At 33.6% G+C, this 26,965-nt stretch carries 19 protein-coding genes; all 19 read left to right on the top strand.

Annotated elements, in window-relative coordinates:
• Positions 1-23 precede the first annotated feature (23 nt).
• Complete coding sequence (locus tag IWC72_RS15030; RefSeq protein WP_194530339.1) at positions 24-548, top strand: RNA polymerase sigma factor; 525 nt, start codon at positions 24-26, stop codon at positions 546-548.
• Between the two features lie 697 nt (positions 549-1,245).
• Entirely contained in the window at positions 1,246-3,960 is a 2,715-nt protein-coding gene (locus IWC72_RS15035) for a class I SAM-dependent DNA methyltransferase (protein WP_194530340.1), read from the top strand.
• A gap of 3 nt (positions 3,961-3,963) precedes the next feature.
• Positions 3,964-5,208: a hypothetical protein gene (locus tag IWC72_RS15040; protein WP_194530341.1), complete on the top strand. Its 1,245-nt coding sequence runs from the start codon at positions 3,964-3,966 to the stop codon at positions 5,206-5,208.
• A 3-nt stretch (positions 5,209-5,211) separates the two neighbouring features.
• Positions 5,212-7,155, top strand: a complete 1,944-nt coding sequence (locus IWC72_RS15045) for a DEAD/DEAH box helicase (protein WP_194530342.1) — start codon at positions 5,212-5,214, stop codon at positions 7,153-7,155.
• Complete coding sequence (locus tag IWC72_RS15050) at positions 7,148-8,344, top strand: GIY-YIG nuclease family protein (protein ID WP_194530343.1); 1,197 nt, start codon at positions 7,148-7,150, stop codon at positions 8,342-8,344. Before IWC72_RS15045 ends, IWC72_RS15050 begins: the two co-directional genes overlap by 8 nt.
• Before the next feature lies 1 nt (position 8,345).
• Positions 8,346-8,615, top strand: coding sequence for a hypothetical protein (locus IWC72_RS15055; protein ID WP_194530344.1), 270 nt, complete (start codon positions 8,346-8,348; stop codon positions 8,613-8,615).
• A gap of 82 nt (positions 8,616-8,697) precedes the next feature.
• A complete protein-coding gene (locus IWC72_RS15060) occupies positions 8,698-8,922 on the top strand; it encodes a hypothetical protein (protein WP_194530345.1) in 225 nt (74 codons plus the stop codon).
• Positions 8,923-8,931: 9 nt separating this feature from the next.
• On the top strand, positions 8,932-9,228 hold the full coding sequence (locus tag IWC72_RS15065) for a hypothetical protein (protein WP_194530346.1): 297 nt from the start codon (positions 8,932-8,934) through the stop codon (positions 9,226-9,228).
• 9 nt (positions 9,229-9,237) lie between these two features.
• Entirely contained in the window at positions 9,238-11,085 is a 1,848-nt protein-coding gene (locus tag IWC72_RS15070) for a hypothetical protein (protein WP_194530347.1), read from the top strand.
• On the top strand, positions 11,078-12,058 hold the full coding sequence (locus IWC72_RS15075; RefSeq protein ID WP_194530348.1) for an HNH endonuclease family protein: 981 nt from the start codon (positions 11,078-11,080) through the stop codon (positions 12,056-12,058). The genes IWC72_RS15070 and IWC72_RS15075 overlap by 8 nt, the downstream gene beginning before the upstream one ends.
• Before the next feature lie 61 nt (positions 12,059-12,119).
• Entirely contained in the window at positions 12,120-12,764 is a 645-nt protein-coding gene (locus IWC72_RS15080; protein WP_194530349.1) for a hypothetical protein, read from the top strand.
• Positions 12,764-15,976, top strand: a complete 3,213-nt coding sequence (locus IWC72_RS15085; protein ID WP_194530350.1) for an EVE domain-containing protein — start codon at positions 12,764-12,766, stop codon at positions 15,974-15,976. The genes IWC72_RS15080 and IWC72_RS15085 overlap by 1 nt, the downstream gene beginning before the upstream one ends.
• Positions 15,969-17,189 carry an McrC family protein gene (locus IWC72_RS15090; protein WP_194530351.1) on the top strand — a complete coding sequence of 407 codons (1,221 nt, stop codon included), beginning with the start codon at positions 15,969-15,971 and terminating at the stop codon, positions 17,187-17,189. The genes IWC72_RS15085 and IWC72_RS15090 overlap by 8 nt, the downstream gene beginning before the upstream one ends.
• 442 nt (positions 17,190-17,631) lie before the next feature.
• The gene (locus IWC72_RS15095) at positions 17,632-19,080 is read left to right on the top strand and encodes a DNA/RNA non-specific endonuclease (protein WP_194530352.1); all 1,449 of its coding nucleotides are present in this window, start codon (positions 17,632-17,634) and stop codon (positions 19,078-19,080) included.
• Between the two features lie 248 nt (positions 19,081-19,328).
• Complete coding sequence (locus IWC72_RS15100; RefSeq protein WP_194530353.1) at positions 19,329-19,877, top strand: RNA polymerase sigma factor; 549 nt, start codon at positions 19,329-19,331, stop codon at positions 19,875-19,877.
• Between the two features lie 72 nt (positions 19,878-19,949).
• The gene (locus IWC72_RS15105; protein ID WP_194530354.1) at positions 19,950-20,909 is read left to right on the top strand and encodes a FecR family protein; all 960 of its coding nucleotides are present in this window, start codon (positions 19,950-19,952) and stop codon (positions 20,907-20,909) included.
• Positions 20,910-20,986: 77 nt separating this feature from the next.
• Positions 20,987-24,253, top strand: coding sequence for a SusC/RagA family TonB-linked outer membrane protein (locus IWC72_RS15110; RefSeq protein ID WP_194530355.1), 3,267 nt, complete (start codon positions 20,987-20,989; stop codon positions 24,251-24,253).
• Between the two features lie 12 nt (positions 24,254-24,265).
• Entirely contained in the window at positions 24,266-25,942 is a 1,677-nt protein-coding gene (locus tag IWC72_RS15115) for a RagB/SusD family nutrient uptake outer membrane protein (protein WP_194530356.1), read from the top strand.
• A 1-nt stretch (position 25,943) separates the two neighbouring features.
• A complete protein-coding gene (locus tag IWC72_RS15120) occupies positions 25,944-26,921 on the top strand; it encodes an endonuclease/exonuclease/phosphatase family protein (protein WP_226979585.1) in 978 nt (325 codons plus the stop codon).
• The last annotated feature ends 44 nt before the right edge of the window (positions 26,922-26,965 follow it).

Raw genomic sequence — 26,965 nt, forward strand, 5'->3', positions numbered from 1 at the left:
AGAAGCTCAATACCAACTACCAAATGAATAACCAAATATCTGATAAGGAGCTATTTGATAAAGTTAAATCAGGAGACCAAGAGTCTTTTAGACAGGTCTATAACAGATATTTCAATGATTTATATAGACATACTTTCATACTTTTAAAAGATAGACAGTTAGCCGAGGATCTCATCCAGGAACTCTTTATTAAACTATGGGAGAGGAAAGCAACAATTGAAATTCATAACCTTAAAGGTTATTTGACCACAGCTCTCCGTCATAAAGTTATAAATGCATATCGTAATAATAAATATGTAGAACTGGATGAAACAATAATTGCTACATTACCTAGTCCTCATACCGTAGACAAAAAATTACGAGAGAATGATCTGGAATTTGAATTTAAAAAAGTTCTGCAAAAACTTCCAAAAAAATGTAGGAACGTTTTCTATCTCAGTAGAATTAAAATGTATAAAAACAGGGAGATAGCAGAAGAACTGGATATATCCATACGTACCGTAGAAACGCATATTAGTAATGCCTTGCGACATTTTAAAGTACATTAGATTGGGAAGGTCTATGGTTGTAAAAAATACCATATCATTTTAAAGGGCAACCGAAAACTGTTGCTCTTTTTTTGGTTAAGAATAACCACATGGACATGGTTTAAGCTCCACCATGTTTATGGTGGCTATTATTAAAATGAACCACAATATATTTTCCGTCATAACTATACATTCGTAATATAACACCCTATTAAAAGTAATTTTAAACCATAACTACCATATATTTAGCTCTTATTATATCTTCTTATAACCCTTCCATAAAAGAAAGTATGGCTTTAAGGCCAATTTTAACCATAGCCTTACGCTTTTCCGTAAGGCCTACAAGATAACATTACGTATTTTTCACTTTATTAAGGAGGTGTATGTGATTCACTAGCACCATATATTCGCGTACCATGCATTTGGTAGAGATGATGCTAAAATAGCTAATGTACTTAGAACACTTATTAACTATCAGAATTTACCTTCAACAGAATAATTGTTCTATATTTAATGTTCCAAACTGACCGTTAGTAGTAATGATTTATATCAAAAATTCTAGAGTAAAAATACCCTCTATACTTTATCGAATTAAGCTCAATTGTCAATGTATTATAATTGGTGATTATTTTATTGGTTAAAAAAACTACTTTTCGCTATCAAAAATAGATAGAAGAGTACAATGGTCATTGGTATTATAAAATAACTAAGGTATTAAATGAACGCATCTCAAATAGAAAAAAACGTAATAGCATTAGTTGAAAACTTCAATAAAGAAGAATTTGTATTCGACTTACTGAAAGCTTACGGTATATCTAAAACATCTATTACACGTTTAAAAAAAGGAGACTTCAATTTATCTAAAGCTGAAGGAGAAGTACTTTATAAAAGTAAAATGCTTTTCAAAGAAATAGCAGCTGGATCACTTCTAAATACTATTGATGAATTAACTAAAGATGTAGATTCTTTAAAGCACAATCCACGCTTTGTAATAGTTACAGATTACAAAACATTATTAGCCAAAGATATAAGAACAGGGTTAGCATTAGATACACCTATTCTAGAAATACATAAACACTTTGGTTTCTTTTTACCATGGGCAGGCCAAGAAAAATACGCACAGAAGAACGAGAATTTTGCAGATAGAAAGGCATCTGAAAAGATGGCTAAAATGTACGATATTCTAGTACAAGAAACCCCTGGGATTTACGATGATGGCGGCCATAACTTAAATATCTTTTTATCTCGTTTGCTCTTTTGTTTTTTCGCAGAGGACACGGATATATTTCCTATTGAGGGAATGTTTACAGATACATTAGAGCAACATACTCAAAAAGATGGAAGTGATACACATACATTTTTAGATAGGCTTTTTAAAGTTCTTAATACAAAAGATAATAGTAAAGAAGCGGATCACTTTAAAGAGTTTCCTTATGTAAATGGTGGTTTATTTAGAGATACAATAGTATCACCAAAGTTTACGGCAGCAGCGCGAAAAATAATTATTGAGTGTGGCGATTTAGATTGGAGCGAAATCAATCCAGATATTTTCGGTTCTATGATACAGGCAGTAGTAAACCCTACATATCGTAGTGGCTTAGGGATGCATTATACTTCTGTACCTAATATTATGAAGGTAATAGAGCCTTTATTTTTAAATGAATTAAACGAAGAATTTGAAAAACATTTTAATGATGTAAAGAAATTAAATAAACTCATTAATAGAATTGCAAAAATTAAAGTATTTGACCCTGCTTGTGGTAGTGGTAATTTTTTAATTATTGCTTATAAACAATTAAGGCGATTAGAAATAAAGATTTTAGCAAGAATCTACGAAGTGAACCATCAGTTAAATTTAGGTTTTCCAGATGTGTACACTAAAATTAAACTCTCTCAATTTTATGGCATAGAGTTAGACGATTTTGCACACGAAATGGCAATTTTATCCTTATGGTTAGCAGAACACCAAATGAACAAAGAGTTTATTAGTGAGCTTCACGATTATGGCAAAGCAGAAGACATTTTACCTTTAAAAGAAGCTGGTCATATAACACAAGGGAATGCTACACGCTTAGATTGGGAAGACACATGTCCTAAAAATGATGATGATGAAATCTATATTTTGGGTAATCCGCCATATTTGGGCGCAAGATTACAGGACGTAAACCAAAAAAGAGATGTTGAATTAGCTTTTAGAGGTAGTAAAGAATATAAAGATTCAGATTATATAACTTGTTGGTTCATACTTGGTGCAGAATTTATCCGAAATTCAAAAAGTAAGTTGTCATATGTTTCAACCAATTCAATTTGTCAAGGCGAACAAGTAGCCTATTTATGGCCTAAAATATTTGATCAAAATATTGAAATAGACTTTGCTTATCCGTCTTTCAAATGGACCAATAATGCCAAAGGAAATGCCGGAGTAACTGTTGTAATTATAGGTATTAGGAATAATTCTTCTAATCCTAAATACTTAATATCAGGCAGTCATAAGGGTCAAGTAATAAATATCAATCCATATCTAACCGCTGGGCCAACTGTCTTCATAAATAAAAGGTCTAAACCCATTTCCTTTTTCTTGCCTCAAATGGTAATGGGAAGTATGGCAAGAGATGGTGGTAATCTTATTTTAACAACAGAGGAAAAAGAAAAACTGTTGCAAGTTGATAATAGTGCTTCAATTTTGTTACGTCCTTTATTCGGTTCTGCTGAGTTTATTCAAGGTAAAGAAAGATGGTGTCTTTGGATTAAAGATGATCAAAGAGAATTTGCCGAAAGTATTTCAAACATTAAAGAAAGAATCAATAAAGTTTTTGATTTTAGAGTTTCATCTAAAGCCAAAACAACGAATGGGTATTCTTCTATTCCTCATAAATTTGCTCAGCGTAGCCCAAGTGATGTTGAAGCTTTAATTATACCAAGAGTATCTTCAGAACTTAGAGAATATCTTCCTATAGGTTTTTTGGACAGTAATTGTATTGTATCAGACTCTGCTCAAGCCATATTCAACCCAGAACCATGGATTCTTGGGCTAATTAGTTCAAAAATTCATACTGTCTGGATAAAAGCAGTTGGAGGAAAATTGGAAACGAGGATTCGTTATTCTGCTAGCGTATGTTATAATACTTTTCCATTCCCTGAAATATCTCAAAAACAAAAAGAACAAATTAATTTACACGTATTTGAAATATTAGAAGAGAGAGAAAAACATTCAGGCAAAACTATGGCCCAACTCTATGACCCAAATAAAATGCCAAAAGGTTTAAAAGAAGCGCATCATCAATTAGATTTAGCTATTGAGCGTTGTTATCGTTTAAAACCATTTGAGAGTGATACAGAGCGTTTAGAATATCTTTTTAAAGAATATGAAAAGATGATAAACAAAAACACTTTGTTAGATAAACCTAAAAGAACACGTAAAAAGAAAGCTTAGAAAATGAGTGTTAAAGATAAAATACTAAATATTGTTGGTGCTACGTGTTTTTCACTCAAGAAAAGTATAGTTTTTTTAGGTAAAAAAGTTAGAGCACTTTTATTATCAATAATTTCAAATTATAGAAAATTACCTGTTGATAAAAGAAAAAGTTATAATTATGGTTTTTTTAGCTTGCTTTTAGTTATAGTGGCAAGTTCAGGAATATTTTATTTACATGGTTTTTTTGAAGAACCAAAGTATTATAATGAGAATTCTCACTTTTTCTCTGCTATAGAAATTGAACCCACGAGGTTTAGGGATTATCGCCGGCGAGGTTATCCAATACCTTATGATTCAATTTCTGAGGACCGAAAGCGAGAGATTGAATTCTGGAATGAAGGTCATAAATCTGAAACAAAATACGATTCTTTGAGAAGACATATGCTAATGGCTAAGTATAGCCACAATAATCTTGAAGATGAGATAATTACAATCTTTTCTAGCTATGATATTTTAAGGGATACAATAATTTATTACGCGTCTTTTTATTTAGATAATGACCTGGGGTATAAAAAACAGTCTGAATTTAAGCGTAAAGTAAATTTTTATTTTAGCTCTCCAAACATTGAAAAAGCTAGTCTCTATGAAATCAATGAAGTTGATTCTTTTCCATATGAATCAAAATCAAAAATTGCCTTCAATAAAATACCAAGTGATAGCATAAAGTTCTATTTATTTGGCTACAATCCTGATGTCTTACCTAATTTCAAATCAAATGATATTTTTTATTACGAAGCCAAAATTGAAATTGATTCATTTCCATATCACGTTGAATATTATCAACCTTTTAAATCGGGTAACGATTATTATTCCAACGCAGAAGCTAGATTGAGCAGTACCATAAGTGGGCAAAATCTGCAAAGTTTTTTGATTGAAAATAATGTATACTACGACGAATCTATCGAAATAACTAAAATTAAGCACGAGGAAAATATAGAGGAATTTGACGACCTAGATAATAAAATTAGCTTGTATAATATATTTAATAAAAACCTTCACTACAATAATGACCAGATAATTCCAGAAGAATTATGGGAGTTAGTCGGTCGGAATGAAATACCGACAGAATCATCTAAAACAGATGTTTTTGTTAGTTTTTTTGACAAGCAAGCAAAGAAGGAGAAAGATATTTTAATTATTATTTTATCAATAATGGTGGGCACAGGGTTTACAGGAATCTTTAATACAATATTTAATTTTAAATAAATTATGCCAGATATAGTTCACGTAACCTACAGCCAAACAGGTAAAAGTAAAAGCACCGACGAATATGGTATGAGAGAAATGCAACAAAAAGCATTTGAAGCTCGTACAGCTCAATATTTATTAATTAAAGCACCACCAGCTTCTGGTAAATCTCGTGCCTTAATGTTTATTGGTTTAGATAAGTTAATACATCAAGATATAAAAAAAGTAATTGTAGCTGTTCCAGAACGGTCTATTGGTAGTTCGTTTGCTAAAACAGAATTAAAAAAGTTTGGTTTTTTTGCAGATTGGGAACCTAACCCAAGATATAATTTATGTACACCTGGTATAGAAAAAAGTAAAGTAACTGCATTTCTAAACTTTTTAGAAAGTGATGAAAAAATTCTAATCTGTACACACGCTACCTTACGTTTTGCTTTTGATGCCATAGATGAAAAACAACTAAATGATTGTTTATTGGCAATAGATGAATTTCACCATGTATCTGTAGATGGTGATAATAAGTTAGGGTTGGTATTAAGTAGTATAATGGAAAAATCCAATGCCCACGTAGTAGCAATGACAGGTTCTTTTTTCAGGGGGGATTCCGTGCCTATTTTATTACCAGAAGATGAGGCAAAATTCACCAAAGTAAAGTATGATTATTACCAACAATTAAATGGTTATGAATATTTAAAATCATTAGGAATTGGGTATCACTTTTATCAAGGAAAATATACATCTGCTATACATGAGATATTAGATGAAAGCAAAAAAACAATTATTCACATTCCAAGTGTAAATTCCGGTGAGTCTGAAAAAGACAAGTACGAAGAAGTGAATAGAATAGTTGATGGCTTAGGAGTTCTAGATTATCAAGACCCAGACACGGGTGTTCTATATGTAATTAGTAAAGCTACGGGCAAAACATTAAAGATTGCAGATTTAGTTCACGATAACCAAAAGGATAGAGATAAAATACAAGAATATTTGCGTAATGTAAAAAGTGTTGATGATATAGATATTATCATAGCATTAGGTATGGCAAAAGAAGGGTTTGATTGGCCCTATTGCGAACATGCATTAACAGTTGGTTACAGAGGTTCGTTAACAGAAATTATTCAAATTATAGGTAGAGCAACAAGAGATAGTGATAATAAATCGCATTCTCAGTTTACTAATTTAATAGCGCAACCAGATGCAGAAGATGATTTAGTAAAACTATCTGTAAACAATATGCTAAAAGCTATTACAGCATCCTTATTAATGGAACAAGTATTAGCGCCTAACTTTAAATTTAAACCCAAATTTCCAGAAGAAGGCGAAGAAGAAGATGATTTAGAAGACGATGAAAAAACTATAAAAATAGATGGGTTTAAGTTGCCAAGTTCACAAAGAGCAAAAGATATTATTGAAAGTGATATTAATGACTTGAAAGCAAAAATTATGCAAGACCAGCAAATGATTAAAGCAATGCCTGGTAATGTTGATCCTGAAGTTATTAATAAAGTGTTGATACCTAAAATTATTAAAGAAACCTATCCAGATTTATCAGATGAAGAAGTAGAAGCTGTTCGTCAACACGTAGTGGTAGATTCTGTAATAAAAAACGGTACTATTGAAGAAGTGGGTGATAAACGCTTTATTCGTATGGCCGATAGTTTTGTAAATATTGATGATATTAATATTGACTTAATAGATACCATCAATCCATTTCAAAAGGCATTTGAAATATTATCTAAGTCAGTAACAGCATCAGTATTTAAAGCAATTCAAGAAACTATAGATGCTACAAGAATAACAATGACTGATGAAGAAGCAATTATATTGTGGCCTAAAATAAAAAACTGGATAGCAAAAACAGGAGAACAACCAAGCATTCAATCTTTCGACCCACAAGAAAGACGTTTAGCAGAAGCAATCATATTTTTAAAAGAGCAAAAGCGTAAAGCCCAAGCAAATGAGTAAAAAGAAAACATTAGAAGATATATTTAATGATGATGAGTTTGGAATTTTAGATTCTAAACCCAAAAACTCTAATGTAAAAACTGAAGATGAACGCTTAATTGAATCGTTCCAAGATATTAATGCCTTTTTTGAAAAGAATAATCGAGAACCAGAAGCTACCAATGTCACCGAATTTAAACTGCTATCAAGATTAAAGGCATTAAGGAAAGATGCTAAGAAAGTTGAGATATTGAAACCCTATGATACACATAATCTTTTAAACACAAAAGAAGAAGTAAAGTCAGTAGCGGATATTTTGAACGATGATGATTTGGGTATTTTAGATACCGAGGAAACTGCTTCAATATTTGAGTTAAAGAATGTACCTAGTTCAACGGAAAGAACGGCATCTGATTTTGTAGCTCATCGAAAGGCAATGAAAAACAAAGATTTTGCCCCCTACGAGGTTAAATTTAAAGAAGTACACAAGGAGTTGAGAGAGGGAAAAAGAAAACTTGTCAATTTCAATTATGAATGCTTAAAGCCCAATGAATACTATATCAATAATGGTGTTATGCTTTATTTGGAAAATGTGGATTGGGAGAAACAAATTCAAGAGTTTAAAAGTGGAATACATAATAGGCCAGATGGTAGAACTAAAACGATTTTTGAGAATGGTACACAATCAGAAATGATGTTTCAATCGTTGTATAAAGTCCTTCACGAGAATGGTCAAATGGTAACGAACCCTGATTATTCCAATGAAGATGAACTTTTTAAAAACGCAAATATTTTAAACGAGGAAGATTTAGAAACTGGTTGGATATATATATTAAAATCTAAATCTAAGAAACCAGAAATAGCATCCATAACAGATTTATATAAAATAGGCTTCTCAACTGTTCCAGTTCAAGAACGTATTAAAAACGCAGCGAAGGAACCCACCTATTTAATGGCAGATGTATCTATTGTAGATGGTTACAAATGCTATAATATGAATGCCCAGAAATTTGAACATTTACTTCATAGATTCTTTGCTGAAGTATGCCTGAACGTCGATGTATTTGATGACAAAGGACGTAGAATAACACCTAGAGAATGGTTTGTTGTGCCATTGCCAATAATTGAAAAGGTTATTCAATTGATTTTGTCTGGCGAGATTATCAAATGGAAATATGATAGTCAATTACAAACGCTAAAAGAAAAATAAAATGAATATAGGAGTTACAATCCAGGAAGGCGGGTCTCGTGAGTTTGAAAAAACTGGAGTATATCCTAGATATATATTGTTTAGTTCTGGAGAATTAAGACGTAACTGGCGTTTTAAACTATTGGGCGAAGAACAATCAGGCGTATTAAAAATAAATAAAGAACCAGCTTTTAGGTATGAATTTTTCAAAGATTCAGGTTGTAGAATTCAAGCTGTAGGTGAAAATGAATGGCATTATATAGATAGTATAATGACTGAAATGAGAGATTAGTTGTTAGGAAGATATTTAGAAAAATTCTATTTGGGTGAAAAGAATGGAATTTGGCAAGGGTTGAGAATTAAATAAAAATTAAATGGCAATTATTGGAAAATTGATTCTAGAAAAAAATGAACATATTAACTTCAGGTCTGGAGATGTATTTGGTGATGTGATTATTGAGAAGGACTATTTACAACTTCGAACTTATGCAAAAGGTGATTTAGAAAGAGGTGGAGGTTCCAAACAGAACGTACAATTTGACAAAAAAACGGCTAAGGAGTTTAGAGCCTTTTTGGATGAATTTATTAAAGGCAAATAATACTCAATAATGTATACAAAAACCAAACCAGACATAAGATTCATTGAGTTTATGCAATTGGTTAGTCCAATTGTTTCTTTTAATAGCTTAGAAGGGAATGAGTATGTGGTTGAAAAGCTTAAAGAAACCACAATGTTTTTTAAAAGACAATCTACTAAAGAAATTTGGGATATGGATTTGAAACAAGTTCATAAAGCATATTTGGAATTAAAGGATTTTAAAACTATCAACTTTAAGACTTATGTGCCATTAAAACATTCCCCAGCGCTTGGTTTGTTGTTGCATTTGAAATTATTAGTTAAATAATTATATGATATGAGAATTGCAGCTATTTTTATTCATCAAAATGCACTTCCACATATATTTGGTAAAGACCATCATGAGCTAACCTTAAATATGGGAGGGCAATTTTTATATGAAGTTGTCGAAACTACACAAGGGTATGAGATTTCAATTAAAAAAGAGAACCCAGAATTTATTGAAGGATTTTGGTCAAAGGAAATTACGAATGTTTCTGCTATAGTAGGAGGAAATGGTTCTGGTAAATCAACTATACTTCATATACTAAAAGAGGGTGGTTTTCCATTAGTTTTTGAGGAAGAGGGAAGGTCTGCTATATCCTGGGCAAAGGACGCAGGACTCTTTATTTATTACACCCCGTATTTGAGTGATGCGAGTGAGGAAACAGAACAGAGTTACACTCAGAACCTTTCAAAATTATCTTACTTTAATCGTGATATCCCGAATGAACCACTAGATTTTAGCTCCTTTTGGGAATTGCACAACTCAGAACAATTGAAGAGAGTAATTACCTTTGTGAAATCAGACGTTTTTTCGGAAGAACTTAGAAACTTAAATATTCCAAGTTTTCATAAAATTAAGGTTCAAGTTCAAAAAATCTCTAAAGACGATTGGCAAACTTCAAGAAATTTTAGACCATTCTTTAATACATTCAAAGAAATAAAGAGGACTCAAAGAAATCGTGAAGAAATAGAACTGGCTGATAAACTTGGAATAAAAACGAAGGAGGACCTTGATAAAAACCCAGAGTATAATCAGTCAATTGATAAGTTGCGACTGAAACTCGAAATTTTGGACGGGGTAATTTGTAAAGTTCATTCAATATTTGAGAATAGCGGAAATAAATACCTAGAAGAAGGTTTTATTGAAAATGAAATTTACACGAGTGACCCAGAATTTGCAAGTATAATCACCTTAAAAGAAGCATTCTATTGGTTTCTAGAAAAAGCATTTATTAAAAAGAACAGTCTTGAATTTCATCTACCAATTAAACAAATAAAAGAACTAACAGAGTTACTATTAGAGGTTGCGGAAAAAGATGATGATATTGAAAATTGGACTGAAGTTACAGTTGATTTTGAGGATTGCTTTGAAGTAATTGAATCTTATAAAGATTTTCTCCTTTCGTTCAAGGAAAAATTTAGCTACGATAAAAAGGCCATGCTAATATTTGAGCCAGATATTAGACTAAGTACTGGAGAAATGGCTATGTATGAGCTTTTTTCTGTTTTACTTGATTTGCAATACCGATTGGAGAACAAAATTAATGAGAGAGTTTGGCTGGCGGATGAGCCTTTAAATTTTCAAAACTACTATATTCTTTTGGATGAGGCTGATTTAGGTTTTCATCCGATGTGGAAGCGCATGTTTGTTAAATCTTTAGTGGGTATGATTCCAAAGATTTTTCCTGATAAGAATCTTCAAATTATTTTGACCACCCATAGCCCCTTAAGCTTATCAGACATACCTAGTAATAATATGGTGTTGTTGTCCAAAGATTTAACATCTGGGAATACCATAGTAGCTTCTAATGATGTTTCTAGGATTAACTCGTTTGGAGCAAACATTAATGATTTATTGGCCAATTCTTTCTTTTTGGAAGACTATTTAATCGGAGATTTTGCTAAAGACAAAATAGATGAAGTAATTGAATGGATTAAGGCGAATAAAGACAAGGATGAATTTAATAGAGAAGAATATGAGAAGATGCAAAAAATAATTTCCCTCATAGAAGAACCCGTATTGAGAAATAAGCTTATAGAAATGTTAAGTGAAGTTGAGATTAATGAAAAGTTCATAACAGAAATGATTGCAAAAGAAACAGCATATTTACATAACATTTTGAATAGAGGTCATGATTAGTTTAGACCTACATACTCCAAATATTACAGTTGCAAAGCAGCTGCATCATGATAAATTATATCCAATAATCAAACAACGTATTGATGGCCTGCCTGCTTCCGAATTAAAAACTTTTCTGGCAGATTGGAGGATAAGTGCTATTCTTACGGATACTCCAGAATTTTTGGAAGAACATCACAACGATTTGTTAGATGCTATTCCGGGGTACTCCGTTGCCGGATGGACAGAATTCTTAAGAATTAAAGGCATACAAGCTGTAAGGAGGAATGCTATAGAAAGTGATATATTTAATCTGTACAACCATTTTGTCGAAGATATAAATGGCATTTTTAAATATACCGGAGGGTTCGCGAGAAAAACTAGCCCATATTCCGCTTATGATTTAGCTGAATCTCTGAATATTCAAACTTGTACGTATTGCAATCGTATCTATACAAAGACGGTTAGAAATCCCACTAAAATTACTAGACCTGAATTTGACCATTGGTTTCCGAAGGAAAGCTATCCTTTGCTTGCATTATCTTTTTTTAATCTTATTCCTTCTTGTCATGTTTGCAATAGTAGTGTTAAGGGTAAGACCGTAATGAGTCTTGACACCTTTATACATCCGTATGTGGATAGTGCACCACAGTATAAGTTTAGCTATAGAATTGACAGCTATAATAAATACAAATTTCAAATTAGTAGGAATAGTGGTTCTAAGGAGGATGCAACCATTAAGGCCTTCAAATTGGAAGAAATTTATGCAACTCATGAAGATGAGATTGAGGATTTAGTAAGGTTAAGAAAATTATACTCTCCTCGTTATTTGCTACAACTTAGAACTTTGCTTAGTAAGGCAGACCAAAAAGTTTCCATTGAAGAACTCTACCGGTTAGCATTTGGTACGCATATAAATGAGGCTGATTTTCATAAGAGACCTCTCAGTAAAATGAAAAAAGATATTCTCAAAGAATTAAATATTATTAAATGACTTTGCATCGTTACAGAATAGAAAGATAAATACCACACCTAATTTTAAGAATAAATAAGTAATGAGTGAAGAAGAAATATTTTTTAATGATCTTTTAAGTATTACAAAAAAAGCATTTTATAAATCTCCTGTCTATAATAAAAATAAGCACAAAGATTGGTTCTATTCTATTTGCAGTGGCCCATTTACGCGAAAAAAGCCAATTGTTTTTGGGCTAAATTGGGGAGTGGGTAAAGACTTTGTACATAAGCCACAGGTTTCTTATCCAAAAGAAATTGATTCTAACACCTGGCCTTTTAAAACTCACGTTGATAAGCATCTTACAAAACATTTTGATTGTTCTTTTGATGAAATAAACTATAGTAACCTTTGTTTTTTTAGAACACCGAGTACCAAGTTTTTAAGTTGGGAGGACTGGATGATATCAATACCTTTATTTCAAGCTTATGTTGAATTTATTGATCCGCCGTATATCATTATGATGGGGTCTCCCAAATATTTTAATTCAGAACAGTTTTCAAATAGGAAAACAATTGGCCATAAACCTGAAGGAAAAAAAAGAAACTTTTATGTACGCACAGGTTTGCTTTTCGGTAAATATCCTTTTGGTTCAGTTCCTCATAGCGCAGCGCGTTGTTCTCATTGTACTCATGATATTCTATGGGAGAAAATGTACTCAAACTTACAAAGTAAAGATTATAATTAATGCTATTCGACCAAGTCACAAAAGAACATATCCTCTTAGGCATCAAAGATTATCAAGTAAAGGGCTTACCAAATGGTTTTAGTTTTTCCTCTACATATGATATAGTATATGAAGGTAAAAGGTACCCTCCCAAAGCAATAATGGTTTATGCCAATTTTCATGCTGTAGGGAGAAAAATAGAACGTTATTTTAAGGGTGGTTTAAATACTGATTGCTTTAAAGCATTAGAGCGAAATGGCTTCGATGTTATTCTTAAAAATAAAGATATTGAAAGCATGACCGTAAAAAAGAAATTTGCTAAGTGGTTGCTTGATAATGCCACGGTCAACTATCAACCATACTATGGCAAAACAATTGAATCTGTAACCGCAACATTAAATGAGATCAATGAATTTTTCGATAAAGATTTGTTCTCAGTTAACAAGAATAATTATAAGGAAATGATTTCTTATATAAAGTTTGAAAACAGTAAAAAAGAGCGAATAAAGAATAAGGTATTCTATGATTATGATAGAAAAAAAGGTAATGGAATACCTATTGCGATTCTAGGTGATAAAAACTATACTAAGTTTTTGAATGATTATTTTCGACAAACTAATTACTGGCTCTTTCAAGGTAATCCAGCTATATATGATATAGCAGGTGCACTTAAAGAGGGCCATTTGCAAAGTTGGAAAGTTGCTACCCATAAAGATAGGATAACGGTTGGTGATAAGGTGATTATATGGCAAACCGGAAGTCAATCAGGTTGTTATGCCTTGGCAGAAGTTACTTCAGAAGTCGGTTTTTTTCAAGAAGAATCAGAGGAGCTACAACATTATAAGAATTTGCAAAGCGTAGGCGAAGTCGAGCGGGTAAAGCTTAAAATTTTAAGAAGCTTTGCCGAAAAACCAATTCTGTCATCTCAACTAAAAGGTTTGTCTGAATTTTCAAATTTTAAGGCAGGTAATCAAGGGACTAATTTTACAGCTACAAAAGAAGAATTCAATACAATTTTTGCTATGGATAATAATCTTTATAAACTTAAAGAGCAATTTTTGAAAGAATGGCCCCTTGCAAGGTTGAGGAACATGTCTCTTGATGAGTATACCAATTTAGATAAGGAAAGTTCATTTTGTTATTGGGTAGAGGCTAGAACAACAGACTTAGGCAGTATATGGGGAGGTTCAGCATATAAATTTGGTATATACAGAAGAAAGGATATAAGTTCTAAAGTTACTGATAGAAGCAGCAGAACTGATGGTGTTTATGCTTGGTATAGTAAATATGGGGAGACGAAAGAAGAGGTTTTTGGTTCAATAAAAAATATAATTTTAGAGATTGTAGAAGCTGTTGGTAGTAATGACCTAGTTGCAATTGACAAATTAGATTTAGGTTTTGCTTACAAATGGAAAATCGCATTCTTGTACAGCAATTTTAATTCATTGAATATTTTTAAATTAGATGTTTTAAGAAAAATAGCGAACAATTTTAATATCCCATTTGACAGGAATACAAGGCCATCTGAACTTCACAAACGAATATTAAAGCAGAAAAAAGATGAGCAGGATTATTTTGAATTTACTAAGAGAATTTGGAATGAAGCAACTGTAGAAATCGTAGGTGTCAAAGAACGTTTCACAGATTGGCTGAAGAGTACGGAAACGAGTAAAAAAAGTCAGTCATACATAAGGGCAATAGATATATTAAATGAACTTTTGGACATTGACATTTATTCAATATCAAATATATCGGAGCTCACATCATTATATCAAGATTTAATTGACAATCAAAAAGATGTTAATGGTAAATATTACTACGAACAGGCCCCGTCATATGGCACAAACACTTTTTATTCCGCTTCTATAAAAGCATTTATTAATTTTTTAAAGGAAGGGCAAGAATTAATCGTGAGTGGAAAAAAAGTAATTAGGAATCTAACGGAGCCCATAAATAAAATTTTTTATGGACCTCCTGGTACAGGAAAAACATATCAATTAAAGGAAACATTATTTGATAAATACACCATTCAAGAAACCTCTATTACGGTTGAGAAACACTTTGAGGATACTGTTGCAAATTTAACATGGTGGCAGGTTATAGCTTTGACTTTGTTAGAGATAGGAACAGCAAAAGTTAATGGCATTCTAGAGAATAGATGGGTGACTAAAAAAGCCGAACTATCAGAATCTAAAAATGTTAGGGCAACACTTTGGGGTACCCTACAAATGCATACGGTTTTGGAATCTGTAAACGTTGCATATACCCAAAGGCAAGTGCCCTATATCTTTGATAAAAATGATGATAAAACGTGGAGCTTGTTAGATGGGGAATTAAAAGAACAGGTTCCTGAATTATTTGATATTTTAGACTCAATCAATAATTTTAAAGCAAACCCAAATAAGGTAATAAAGAATTATGAAGTTGTAACCTTTCACCAATCGTTTGCTTATGAGGATTTTGTTGAAGGCATAAAACCAATTATGCCAGAAGAGGTTAGTGAAAATAAAGAGTTGGGGTACACTGTTGAGAATGGAGTTTTTAAAAATTTATGTATAAAAGCTCAAAATGATTTAGAAAATAGATACGCAATTTTTATTGATGAGATAAATAGGGGTAATGTCTCAGCTATTTTTGGGGAGTTAATAACCCTAATAGAGATAGATAAGCGAAAAGGAGCATCAAATGAGTTAAGTATAAAACTACCGTATTCAAAAAAAGAGTTCAGTGTGCCTACGAATTTGGATATTTATGGAACCATGAATACAGCAGACCGTAGCGTTGAAGCATTGGACACTGCGCTTAGGCGTCGTTTTGTTTTTGAAGAAGTAATGCCTAATCCAGAAAGATTAAACCACATAGAGTATATGGGTTTTGACCTTAAAGAGGTATTGGAAATAATTAATCTAAGAATAGAAGCATTATTAGATAGAGACCATGCCGTAGGTCATTCTTATTTTATCAAACTAAAGAGCGGTGATACAGAAGGACTATTAAGTGTGTTTAAGAATAATATTATACCGCTTCTTCAAGAATATTTTTATAATGATTACGAAAAAATAGCTCTAGTACTTGGTAGTGGGTTCGTAAAGGAAAAAGATATTATAAAAAACATATTCCCAAATTTTAAGAATATTGAAGAGCCTGAAAGCAATATTAGTTTTGAACTTATTAACCCAATAGAAGATATAGAAGCTGCGGTCAAATTATTATTGGGTGTGGCAGATGAATAAGCGAAAAAACATACTTCAGGTTTTTGAGCATCATACATTACGCATTGGCCAAAGCTATGACAAAGTACGTTTTGAAGAAAAACACTTTAATGCTTTGGCAAAGCTAAATCAGCTCCATAATGATAAATATTTTACGATTAGACATAAGAGCATCAAATTCTCCCAGTATGTAGGCGTTATTCAAATAGATGGTCTTACTATAGAGGTATTACCAAAGATAGATGGTGCGTCGTCTGCCGAATCTTTGTGGCGGCAAGTACTTATTCAAATGCTGAAGGCTACCAAACGCTTAAAAGTGAACAAGGTTGGCAATGCCAACGTAAACAAGCAGCAAATACACCTGCTGGATATTTATTTTGAGTGGTTTTTAAGCGAGATTCAGTTGCTGGTGCATCAAGGTTTAATAAAACAATATGGAATCAGGACGGGTAATGTAAAGGCGCTAAAGGGAAAGCTAGAGTTTGCTGCTCATATTAACCAAAATTTAATTCACAAGGAACGTTTCCATACCTCTCACCAGGTTTATAATCATGACCATCAAATTCATCAAATCTTAGCATTGGCTTTAGATATAATAAGTCAGTTTTCAACTGGGACGCATTTATATTCTAAGTGTAAACGGGTACAGGCCAACTTTCCTGATGTTTCTAAGGTTTCGGTTAACGAGAACACTTTTAAAAAATTAAACATCAACAGAAAGGCGCAGCCGTACGAAACGGCTTTGGATATTGCTAGACTGATTATATTAAACTTTGCACCTAATATTTCAAGTGGTAAAGAGAAGATGCTTGCCCTTCTTTTTAATATGAATGATTTATGGGAAGAATATGTACTAGTAAAACTGAAAGCACTAGGAATGGAGGGTGTAGAGGTCAAAGGTCAAGAGTCAAAATCATTCTGGAACGGAATTAAAATAAGACCAGACATTGTGATTCGCACTTCTGATAAGACCTATGTAATAGACACCAAATGGAAGAATATAGGAAGTACAAAACCATCCACTCATGATTTGAGGCAAATGTATGTCTATAATAAATATTGGGATTCATTTAATGCGCTTCTACTATATCCGGCACTAAAAACTGAAGAACCTGAATTTATTGTTTTTGAAGGAGATGAGAATCATCAATGTGCTATTGGAAGACTAAATATTCTTAAGGAAGGTAAGATAAATGACCAAATAGGAGAGGAAATAATGAAATGGTTCTCTTAAAATATTCTACTATATATTTTTCCTAGTTAAGTTAGGCGAATTACTCGTGGTGTGTCAATTTTGATTTTTCTAACAGTGGTAGCAACGCTAGTAATATGGTGTAAAATGGTTGTACTACGGTACAACCATGGCAGTGATACGGTAGAAATGTGTTACTGTTTAATTATCAATAGTTTATGATTTGGGGATGGTATGGTTGTGATGTGGTTATTTATTGATATTATATGGTGGTACGCGGTTACTGCATGGTAGTGATGTTATAGGTACATTGGGGAACAGGTTTTCAAAATTAGTATTTTCGTGTTTACAATTCGTGGGAAGCACTTTAGTTTCTTAAACCGTTTTGTTAATTCCGAACAATCTATACACTGTACAATAAGTAAGTAAAGTATTACATTATCTTTACAAGATATCACATTGTAAAACTAAAAGTAATAGCCTTATGAAGTACTTTACCCCAAATTACCTTTCTCTTTTTGCTTTATTATCCTTTTTATTGATAGGATGTTCTACGGATGAATATTATACGGATAGCTCCGTATATGAGGAAATACCAATAGAGGAAACTCCTATAGAAGGAATTACAATGAACGGCGAACTAAATGTTCCCACCTATTATTATGACAATCAAGGGCCGCATAAGCACAAAGCATATAACCTTACGGCAAAAACCGTTGGCTTTACGGAAACCTTTGAATCTGGTGCAAAAGGAAGCTATGCTGCCGGAAGTGTAAGTTTATCTCCATCTGGAGATTGGTATTTGGAAGATGCCCTATTGGGATCTTTGGCCAATGACAGAAAGTTTGGATCAAAGTCCGTTAGGATTAGGAATAACGGTAAGTTGACTATGAGCTTCAATATGGAAAACGGCGCCACTAGTGTTCTTGTACGTCATGCAGCATATGGAAGTAACGGAGCATCCAATTGGAGATTGGTAGCTTCTTACGATGATGGTGCTACTTGGTACTATGTAGGAGATGTCATCACCACCAATTCAACCACATTAAATACGGTTACGTTTGAGGTTAACGATACCCAAAGCGTTCGCTATGGCATATTCAAGATTTCTGGAGGGTCTAACAGAATTAATATAGACAATATTGAAGTTGAAGTAAATACATCAGGAGGTGGCAACAATCCGTCTATGGATAGCAACCTCACTTTTGGCAACCCTTCCGATGCAGCTTCTTCTATTGATAATTATTTCCTTTCTAAGCCTGATTTTAGCTTATCATATAACAACAGTAACGGAACGGCCAATTGGGTTAGCTGGCATTTAAGTACAGCATGGACAGGAACCACTTCTAGGTGCAACTGTTTTAAGTCGGATACAACATTGCCTGCCACCTTTTTTAGAGCTACTACCAGCGACTATACAAATTCTGGTTTTGACAGAGGGCATTTATGCCCTTCGGCAGACCGCAACGGTAGCGAAGACTCCAATGAAAACACCTATTATATGACAAATATAGCACCACAGGCTCCAGATAATAATAGAAGGTCATGGGCCAATTTTGAAAGTTATTTACGGTCATTAACTTTAGATGGGAATGAAGTACATATTATAACTGGAGTTTTTGGTACCGGAGGTACCGGTAGTAATGGATCGGCCAATACAATATCAAACGGAGAAATAAATGTACCGGACGCTTTTTGGAAAGTAGCATTGGTTTTACCTAATGGGACTAATGACATTCAACGCGTAACAACATCTACTAGAGTAATTGCGGTGCTTGTTCCCAATGATCAAAACATAGATACCGATTGGACGCAATTTAAAACTACGGTTGATGCTATTGAAAATTTAACAGGGTATGATCTTTTAGAGAACATTCCGGATGCCATTGAGTCTACCTTAGAATCAACGATAGATACCGAACCGTCTGTATAAGTAGGATTATTTTACTTTTTCCAGGTAGCCGGTACAGCTTACAGTTGTACCGGCATACCATATGCTTAACGGTAATATTGACGTGATTAAATCAGCAAACATTTAGTTTTTAGTAGGATGTTTCTCTAATTGTACATAGCTTAAATATACTTTTGTGAGGTATGGATTTATATTTTACTATTAGTTAATCTATAGATAATATGCAGTTCTAAAAAACCAAATACTTTCGCCGTTTACATGTCTTTGGTTTGAGTATAATTAAAAAATTAGTTGTAGGAGATAAAGTTGCTTTTGAAAAATTCTATTTCGATACGCATTCCAAATTATATGCTTTTGCATTAAAGCGAACTAATAATAAAGCATTGTCCATTGAGATAGTCCAAGAAGCCTATATAACCCTATGGAGTAAAAAGCATACTATAGATCCATTTCGTGAAAAATTTGAGTCATATCTTTTCAGCTGTATACGCAATGCAATTATTCAGGAGTACAAACGTAAATTAAGAGAACAGGAAGCGGCAATCCACTTTAGTGAGGCCAGGCTCGCAAATGAAGCCCCTGAAATACAGGATAAATTTAGCTCAAGAACATTAATTACACTACTGGAAAGTCTACCCTATAGACAAAAAGAAGTAATTGATTTAGTAAAATTACAGGGGTATTCATATAGGCAGGCAGCAACTATTTTAGGAATATCGGAACGTACGGTGGAGACGCACCTGAGAAGCGCTATTAAAAATTTACGGAGCAAATCTGACCATCTGGCTTTATATGTGTTTTTATTTACGTTAGCTTAAACTTTTTGTAACATTTGAAACTACGGGATATAGTGCTTTTTTGACTCATTCAAATATGAAAGTCAAAAAAGCATGAAAAATAGATTTACTTATCTCATAAAAAAATTTGAACAAGAAGAATGCACTCCTTCCGAAACAAAGGAACTTAGAAAATACTTTGACTCGGAAGAAAGCTTAAAATCATATTTGGATAATGAATTTAAGAATTTTTCATCATCAAATATAGAGGGGAAAGTATCTCATGAGATCTGGAGTGGAATCCATGATAAAATAGATACAACCAAAACTATAACTAAATCTTTTTACAATTGGAAATATACTGCTGCAGTTGCAGCAATGTTACTACTATGCTTTGGGCTCTACTTTAATTATAACCGTACAACTACCGAAAGTCTAACGATTAGTAATAATACTGATGTAGTTAAACTTATAACTCTGCCGGACAAATCAACGGTTAGGCTTCAATCAAAATCTAAAATTCAGTTCCAAAAAAAATTTGATGACCACAGTAGACATATAACTTTAACCGGTCAGGCATATTTTGATGTAGAGAGAGATACTCTCAGGCCATTCTCTATAACTACAGGGAAGGTCGTAACACAAGTCTTGGGAACTTCCTTTAATATAAAGTATTCAGATTCAACTGTTACCGTAGCCGTTTCAACTGGTTTGGTAAAAGTCAGTTCAGATACTCAATCCGTAAACCTCAGACCAAATCAAATGGTTAGCTATAGTATGCTTTCAGATACTTCTATTGAGAAAAAGGATACAAAAACATCACTTCATCTTTTATGGATGCAAGATCAAATATTCTTTGATTCTATAAGTATGGAAGATTTAGGAATAGTGTTAGAATCTATTTACGGACAACGCGTGGTCTATGTAGATGCATACGCAAAGGAGTCAAAGATTTATTCACTTTACATTGAAAAAAATGAGGCCTTATCAAACATTTTAGAAAGATTGAATTTTATAAATGAAGTTAAACTAATACCAAAAAACAATGTGATAGAAGTTTCAATAAAAAAATAAAAAAAGGACCTGCTCCAACAGGCCCTGACAATAGCAAGAATCAACATCTAATTATTAATTACTAAGCTAAAGTATTTATGACTTTATTAAAATTATTTAAAGTAGCTATTACTTGTACCATTCTAATGGGCATGCAACTTGCTTATGGCTATACTCAAGATTTACAAAATACAAAAGTCTCCCTTAAATTAGAAAATGCCACCCTGAAGGAGATTTTCGATGAAATTACAAAAGTAACAAATTTCAACATTACTTATGGGGCTTCTATAGCTGAGGATAGGGAAAACTATGATATAAATTGTGTAGAAGAAGTTCTGAGTAACGTTTTGATAAAACTTTCTAACCAAGCAAGTTTTATCTATTTGGTCCAAAATCAGACTATTGTTATCAAGAGAACCTATAAGACCTCGCCAAAGCCTACAAACAAAGTCAAAGTAGGTGGAGTTGTAAAAGATGCCATGGGGGTTCCTCTCGCAGGAACTTCGGTATCTATAAAGAACACTTCTCGGGGTACTACAACAGACTTTGATGGTCTTTACTCTATAGAGGTAGAACCTAATGACATATTGGTATTCTCATATTTGGGTTTTATAAGTCAGGAAATACCATTTAATGGTAGTTCTTCATTAAATGTAATATTGCTTGAGGATACTTCCAAATTGGAAGAAGTTGTTGTTGTTGCTTATGGAACGCAAAAAAAGGTAAATTTAACCGGTGCCCTATCGACTATATCTAATAAAGAGATAACAGTCCGGCCTATAGGTCAAACGTCTTCGGCACTCCAAGGCCTGTCTCCTGGGGTAACGGTTGTGCAAAATTCGGGAAGACCAGGAGGTGATACCGGCACGATAAGAATAAGAGGTATTGGTACTCTAAGCAATTCTAGCCCCTTAGTCATAATTGATGGGGTGGAGGGTTCGTTAAATGACCTTGACCCAAATCTTATAGATTCCATATCTGTACTTAAAGATGCGGCTTCTTCTTCCATATACGGTTCAAGGGCTGCTAATGGTGTAGTTCTAGTCACTACTAAACGTTCTAAATCACAAAAGTTAACCGTGAACTACAATCACTACACAGGTGTTCAAACTTCAACAAACCTACCAAATATGGTAGATGCATTGGACCATATCAACCTAACGAATATTGCATATGTAAATATGGGAAGAGAACCCTTATATACAGATGAGTTGGTTCAAGGTTATAGAACAATTGGTGATAGTGATATTGATTCCTATCCGAATACCGATTGGCAGAATCAGGTATTGGTGGGTTCGGGAATTATGAGCAATCATTTTTTAAGTGTTAGTGGTGGAGGTGAGAAAACAAAATTTCAATCGTCATTTGGTTATTTTGATCAGGAAGGAGTTATCAAAAATTCATCTTTTGAAAGATTAATTTTCAGGAATAATATGGATGTTGAGTTTTCGGAAAAGTTTAAAATGCAATTGGATTTACAACTTTCCGCAGAAACTACAATTCAACCTGGCCGTGGAACTTCTGAAGTCTTTCATTGGATGAACAGAATTCCTGCCAATCAACCAGGAATAAACAGTAACGGTAGTTACGGAGAAGGCTGGAACGGCGCAAACCCTATAGCATTTAGTAACATTGGGGGGCAGCAAAAGCGTAGCAGCTATCCTAAAATTCAACTCAATACTTTTTTTAATTATAAGCCTATTGAGCAGTTGATTTTTACTCTAAATATAGCTCCACGCTTTAATGAGTATAGCAATGATGTATTTTATGAATCTGTAGACACTTTTCAGCCAGATGATACACCCGCATTTACTTCCCCAGCAATAACCTCTTTAACTCGTGAGAATAGTAGAGGTATTTATAATAATCTAAGAGGGTCAATGAAATATAATGATTCGTTTAAGGATCATGATGTTTCACTTTTGCTTGGAATTTCTAGGGAAGATTACCGAAATGAGTTTACTTCTGCTTTTAGGGACGGATTCATATTTTCTGACTATCCGGTTTTAAATACTGGTTCAGCGGATAATCAGCAAAACTCAGGAAGTGCAACTGAATGGGCGTTACAATCATTTTTTGGTAGAGTCAACTACAATTATAAAGATAGATATTTATTGGAGATCAATGGCCGATATGATGGGTCTTCACGGTTTTCAGAAGGGAATAAGTATGGTTTCTTCCCATCTGTTTCTGGTGGTTGGCGTATTTCTGAAGAGCATTTTATGAAACCTTTAGACGGTGTAATTACGCAACTAAAGTTGAGGGCTTCATGGGGTAGGCTGGGTAATCAAGATATAGGTAATTATCCTTTCACATCATCTATTGCAATAGCATCCTATGCTTTCGATAAACAAATTGTAAATACAGGAGCATTGAATACCGCCGCAAACAGTAACATCTCTTGGGAAACCACTGAAATGACAAATGTAGGTATAGATTTAGGTTTGTTTTCAAAGCTTACTTTAACTGCGGAGTTCTACGATAAGAATACTCATGATATACTATATGACTTAGATATACCACTAACAATAGGTCTGAATCGTCCATATCAGAATGCAGGTGTGGTTAACAATAAAGGCTGGGAGATCGGTGCCATTTATAGGGATGCTATAGGTGATTTCAACTTTGATATTAATATTAATCTATCAGATGTAAAGAATGAGGTAATTAGTTTGAAAGGGGTGAATAGAACAGGCCTTACAGTTAGTAGAGAAGGTTCATCTATAAATTCCATTTACGGGTTAGAAGCCGAAGGATTTTTTCAGACCGAAGAAGAAATTTTAACACATGCTACTCAATTCGGTACTGTTGCTCCAGGGGATTTAAAATATAAGGATCAAAATAATGATGGTATCATTAATGATGATGATAATGTAATTATAGGTAGTACTATACCAAGATATACTTTTGGAGCGATTCTTAATGCCACATTCAAAAATTTTGATTTTAACATGGTTTGGCAAGGGGTTGGAAAGGCTGATGGATTTTTATATCAGCAAGGTATTATGCCCTTCTTTAACGGCGGTACAGTCCAGGAACAGCACAAAGACTATTGGACACCAGAGAATAGGGATGCTAGTTTTCCAAGACTGACAATTAGCCATGCCAATAATGAAAAGAACTCTAGTTTTTGGGTAAAAGATGCTTCTTACGTTCGTTTAAAGAATTTGCAAATTGGTTATAGATTACCTAAGGTCTTAACAAACAAGCTGGGTATAGACAATCTTCGCTTATATATTAATGGGCAAAACTTGGTAAGTATTGATGATTTCTGGGATGGATACGATGTAGAAGCTCCTGTGGGAAGGGGAGATGTATATCCACAAGTAAAAGTATACAGTTTTGGACTTAACCTTAATTTTTAAAGTAAAGCAATTATGAAAAATATAGTAGTTAAATGGAGCATTAGTGTATTGGTTCTATTTGGTTTGTTTTCTTGTGAAGATGATTTCTTAAATAAAGTCCCTTTAGACGGTCCTTCGGCGGCTTCGTTTTACTCAAATGAGGAAGAGTTGAAATTGGGACTTTATGGATGTTATGAAGGCTTGAATTTTGAAGCTAAATCGCGTAGGCCATGGCCTATAATACTAGATGTGACAACTGATATAAGTTGGAATAGGAGCAACCATCAAATGCAGCATATTGGGAATGGTAGCCATGGTAGTGACAATGGGTCCATTTTAATTTTTTGGAAGGAGTTTTATAAAACGATAGCTAGATGTAATTTCCTGCTAGAAAATTTAGAAAGCTTAGAAAAGGAAATTTCTGTAGAGGTTTATGAGCAAACAAAAGCAGAAGCTCAATTCGTAAGGGCTTTGAGTTATCATTACTTAATAGAGTTATTCGGAGATGTACCACTAATTACGTCTGTTCAGGGATTGGACAAAGTGGAAGTCCCTAGGTCTAGTAAGGCGGATGTTGCTAATTTTGTCATAGATGAAATGTCCTATGCTGCTTCCGTATTGCCCGTAACTATGCCTGATAATGAGTATCATGGAAGAGCTACAAAAGGAGCGGCTCTTGCAATAAAGGCTCGTACAGCTTTGTACAATGCAAAATGGAATATAGCCGCTAGTTCAGCACGGGAAGTGATGGAGCTAGGATTTGAACTGCATGACAATTTTGAGGAGTTGTTTACTTACGAAGGTCAAACCTCTAAAGAGATTATTTTTTCCCTTCAGTATTTAAAGGGAACAAAAGTTCACGGTACGCCTAATTTTCTTACTTCAAGGCTTGCTGGTGGTGTTTCTAACGAAGTTCCTCCTCAGTCCATGATTGACTCATATGAAATGACAGATGGATTACCTATTGATGAATCTCCTTTATATAATCCATCTAAACCTTTTGAAAATAGGGATCCACGCTTAGGCTCTTCAATTGTATTGCCCAATAGTGTATTGTTTGGTTATCAGTTTGAAACAAATGTAGATAGTACAATGGTGTGGAATTATAATACAACTCCTCCTTCGCGCGTGCCAAATAACGATGCTACCAATGCTTACGCAACTTATACTGGATACCTTTATAGAAAGTACACGGATATTGAAGATATTGAAGACGATTTGAACTCGGATATAAATCTAATTTTAATTAGATATGCAGAAGTATTGTTGATTTATGCTGAGGCCAAGATAGAAGCCAACGATATTGATGATTCTGTTTATGAAGCAATCAATAAAGTGCGTCAAAGACCATCGGTTGAAATGCCAAAGATTGCAACTGGGAAAAACCAGAATCATCTTCGTTCTATTATTAGAAAGGAACGTAAATATGAGCTTGCAAATGAAGGTCTTAGATTGATGGATATACGCAGATGGGGAATTGCGGAAGATGTGATGTCCGGAGATTTATTAGGTCGAATACCAAATGAATGGCTTTCAAGTGCACCAGCGATAGATGAAAATGGCACTGCTGATTATTCGGTAGTAGCCAATAATTCTCAAATGAGACATATTGAGAATAGGGTTTTCAACCCTAATCGAGATTATTTGTGGCCTATACCTATCATTGAGATACTAACAAATTCCGAGTTGGAACAAAACCCGGGTTATTAAAATGAATTTGTTTAAAACAGCCCACATAACCAATAACCATTTAAGGAAAATAGTTATATGGGCTTTTTTCAGTATGACCAATGCATGTATTGGTGGCATATTACTCTGTTCATCTGTGGTTTTTTCTCAGAATAATGTACATCTAAATAAAGTTTCACTGCCACATAAAATAATTACGGCAAATGTAAGAGTAGCACTTAAAACAGACGAGGAAAGAGGTGTGGGCTGGTCGAATAGAAAACATACTCTATTTGAAGTCTTGAAAAATCATGCACCGGATATTATTTGTTTTCAAGAAGTTCTAAGTGTTCAGAATAGTGATTTAAAAAAAGCATTTCCAGAGTATACTTCACTTGGCTTTGAAGGACCGGAGATGGATATGTTTACAGATGGGGAATATCATGGTATAGCTAAAAATCCCATATTCTTTTCAAAGAAAAGATATGAATTTATATCGTCCGGTTGTTACTGGTTATCAGAGCGACCAGAATTAGGAGGTTCAAAGGCCTGGGGTACTGCTAGGGCTAGACATGTTAATTGGGTTCGCCTTTTGGACCGTAAGGATTCCGTACAGTTCAGAGTACTTAACACGCATCTAGACCATATTTCTTTTCAAGCTAGGGAGAGACAGGTAAGAATGATAAATGAAGAGAGCGGTCAGTATCCTTCAAACTTCCCACAATTGTTATCAGGTGATTTTAATAGTGATATTGACAGCAGGGAAATTAATGAAGTTCAATTGGATTGGTCTGATAGTTATTCTGATGTTCACGGGAAAATTGACCCCGGGTATACCATGCACAATTTTGTAGGTCCAAATCGAAAAATACCTATTGAGCATAAGGTGAAGGGTAAAATTGACTTTATATTTTATAGAGGGGATATAAAAGCTTCTTCAGCTCAAATTATCAAAGAGAAAGTAAACGGCATTTATCCTAGTGACCATTATTTTGTGTCTGCAGAATTGTTAATTAAGTAGTTGTAAAACACAATTGAATAAACGGTTATAAAAAACCAAAAAAA

It is taken from the genome of Zobellia roscoffensis, from assembly GCF_015330165.1.
Lineage (GTDB): Bacteria > Bacteroidota > Bacteroidia > Flavobacteriales > Flavobacteriaceae > Zobellia > Zobellia roscoffensis.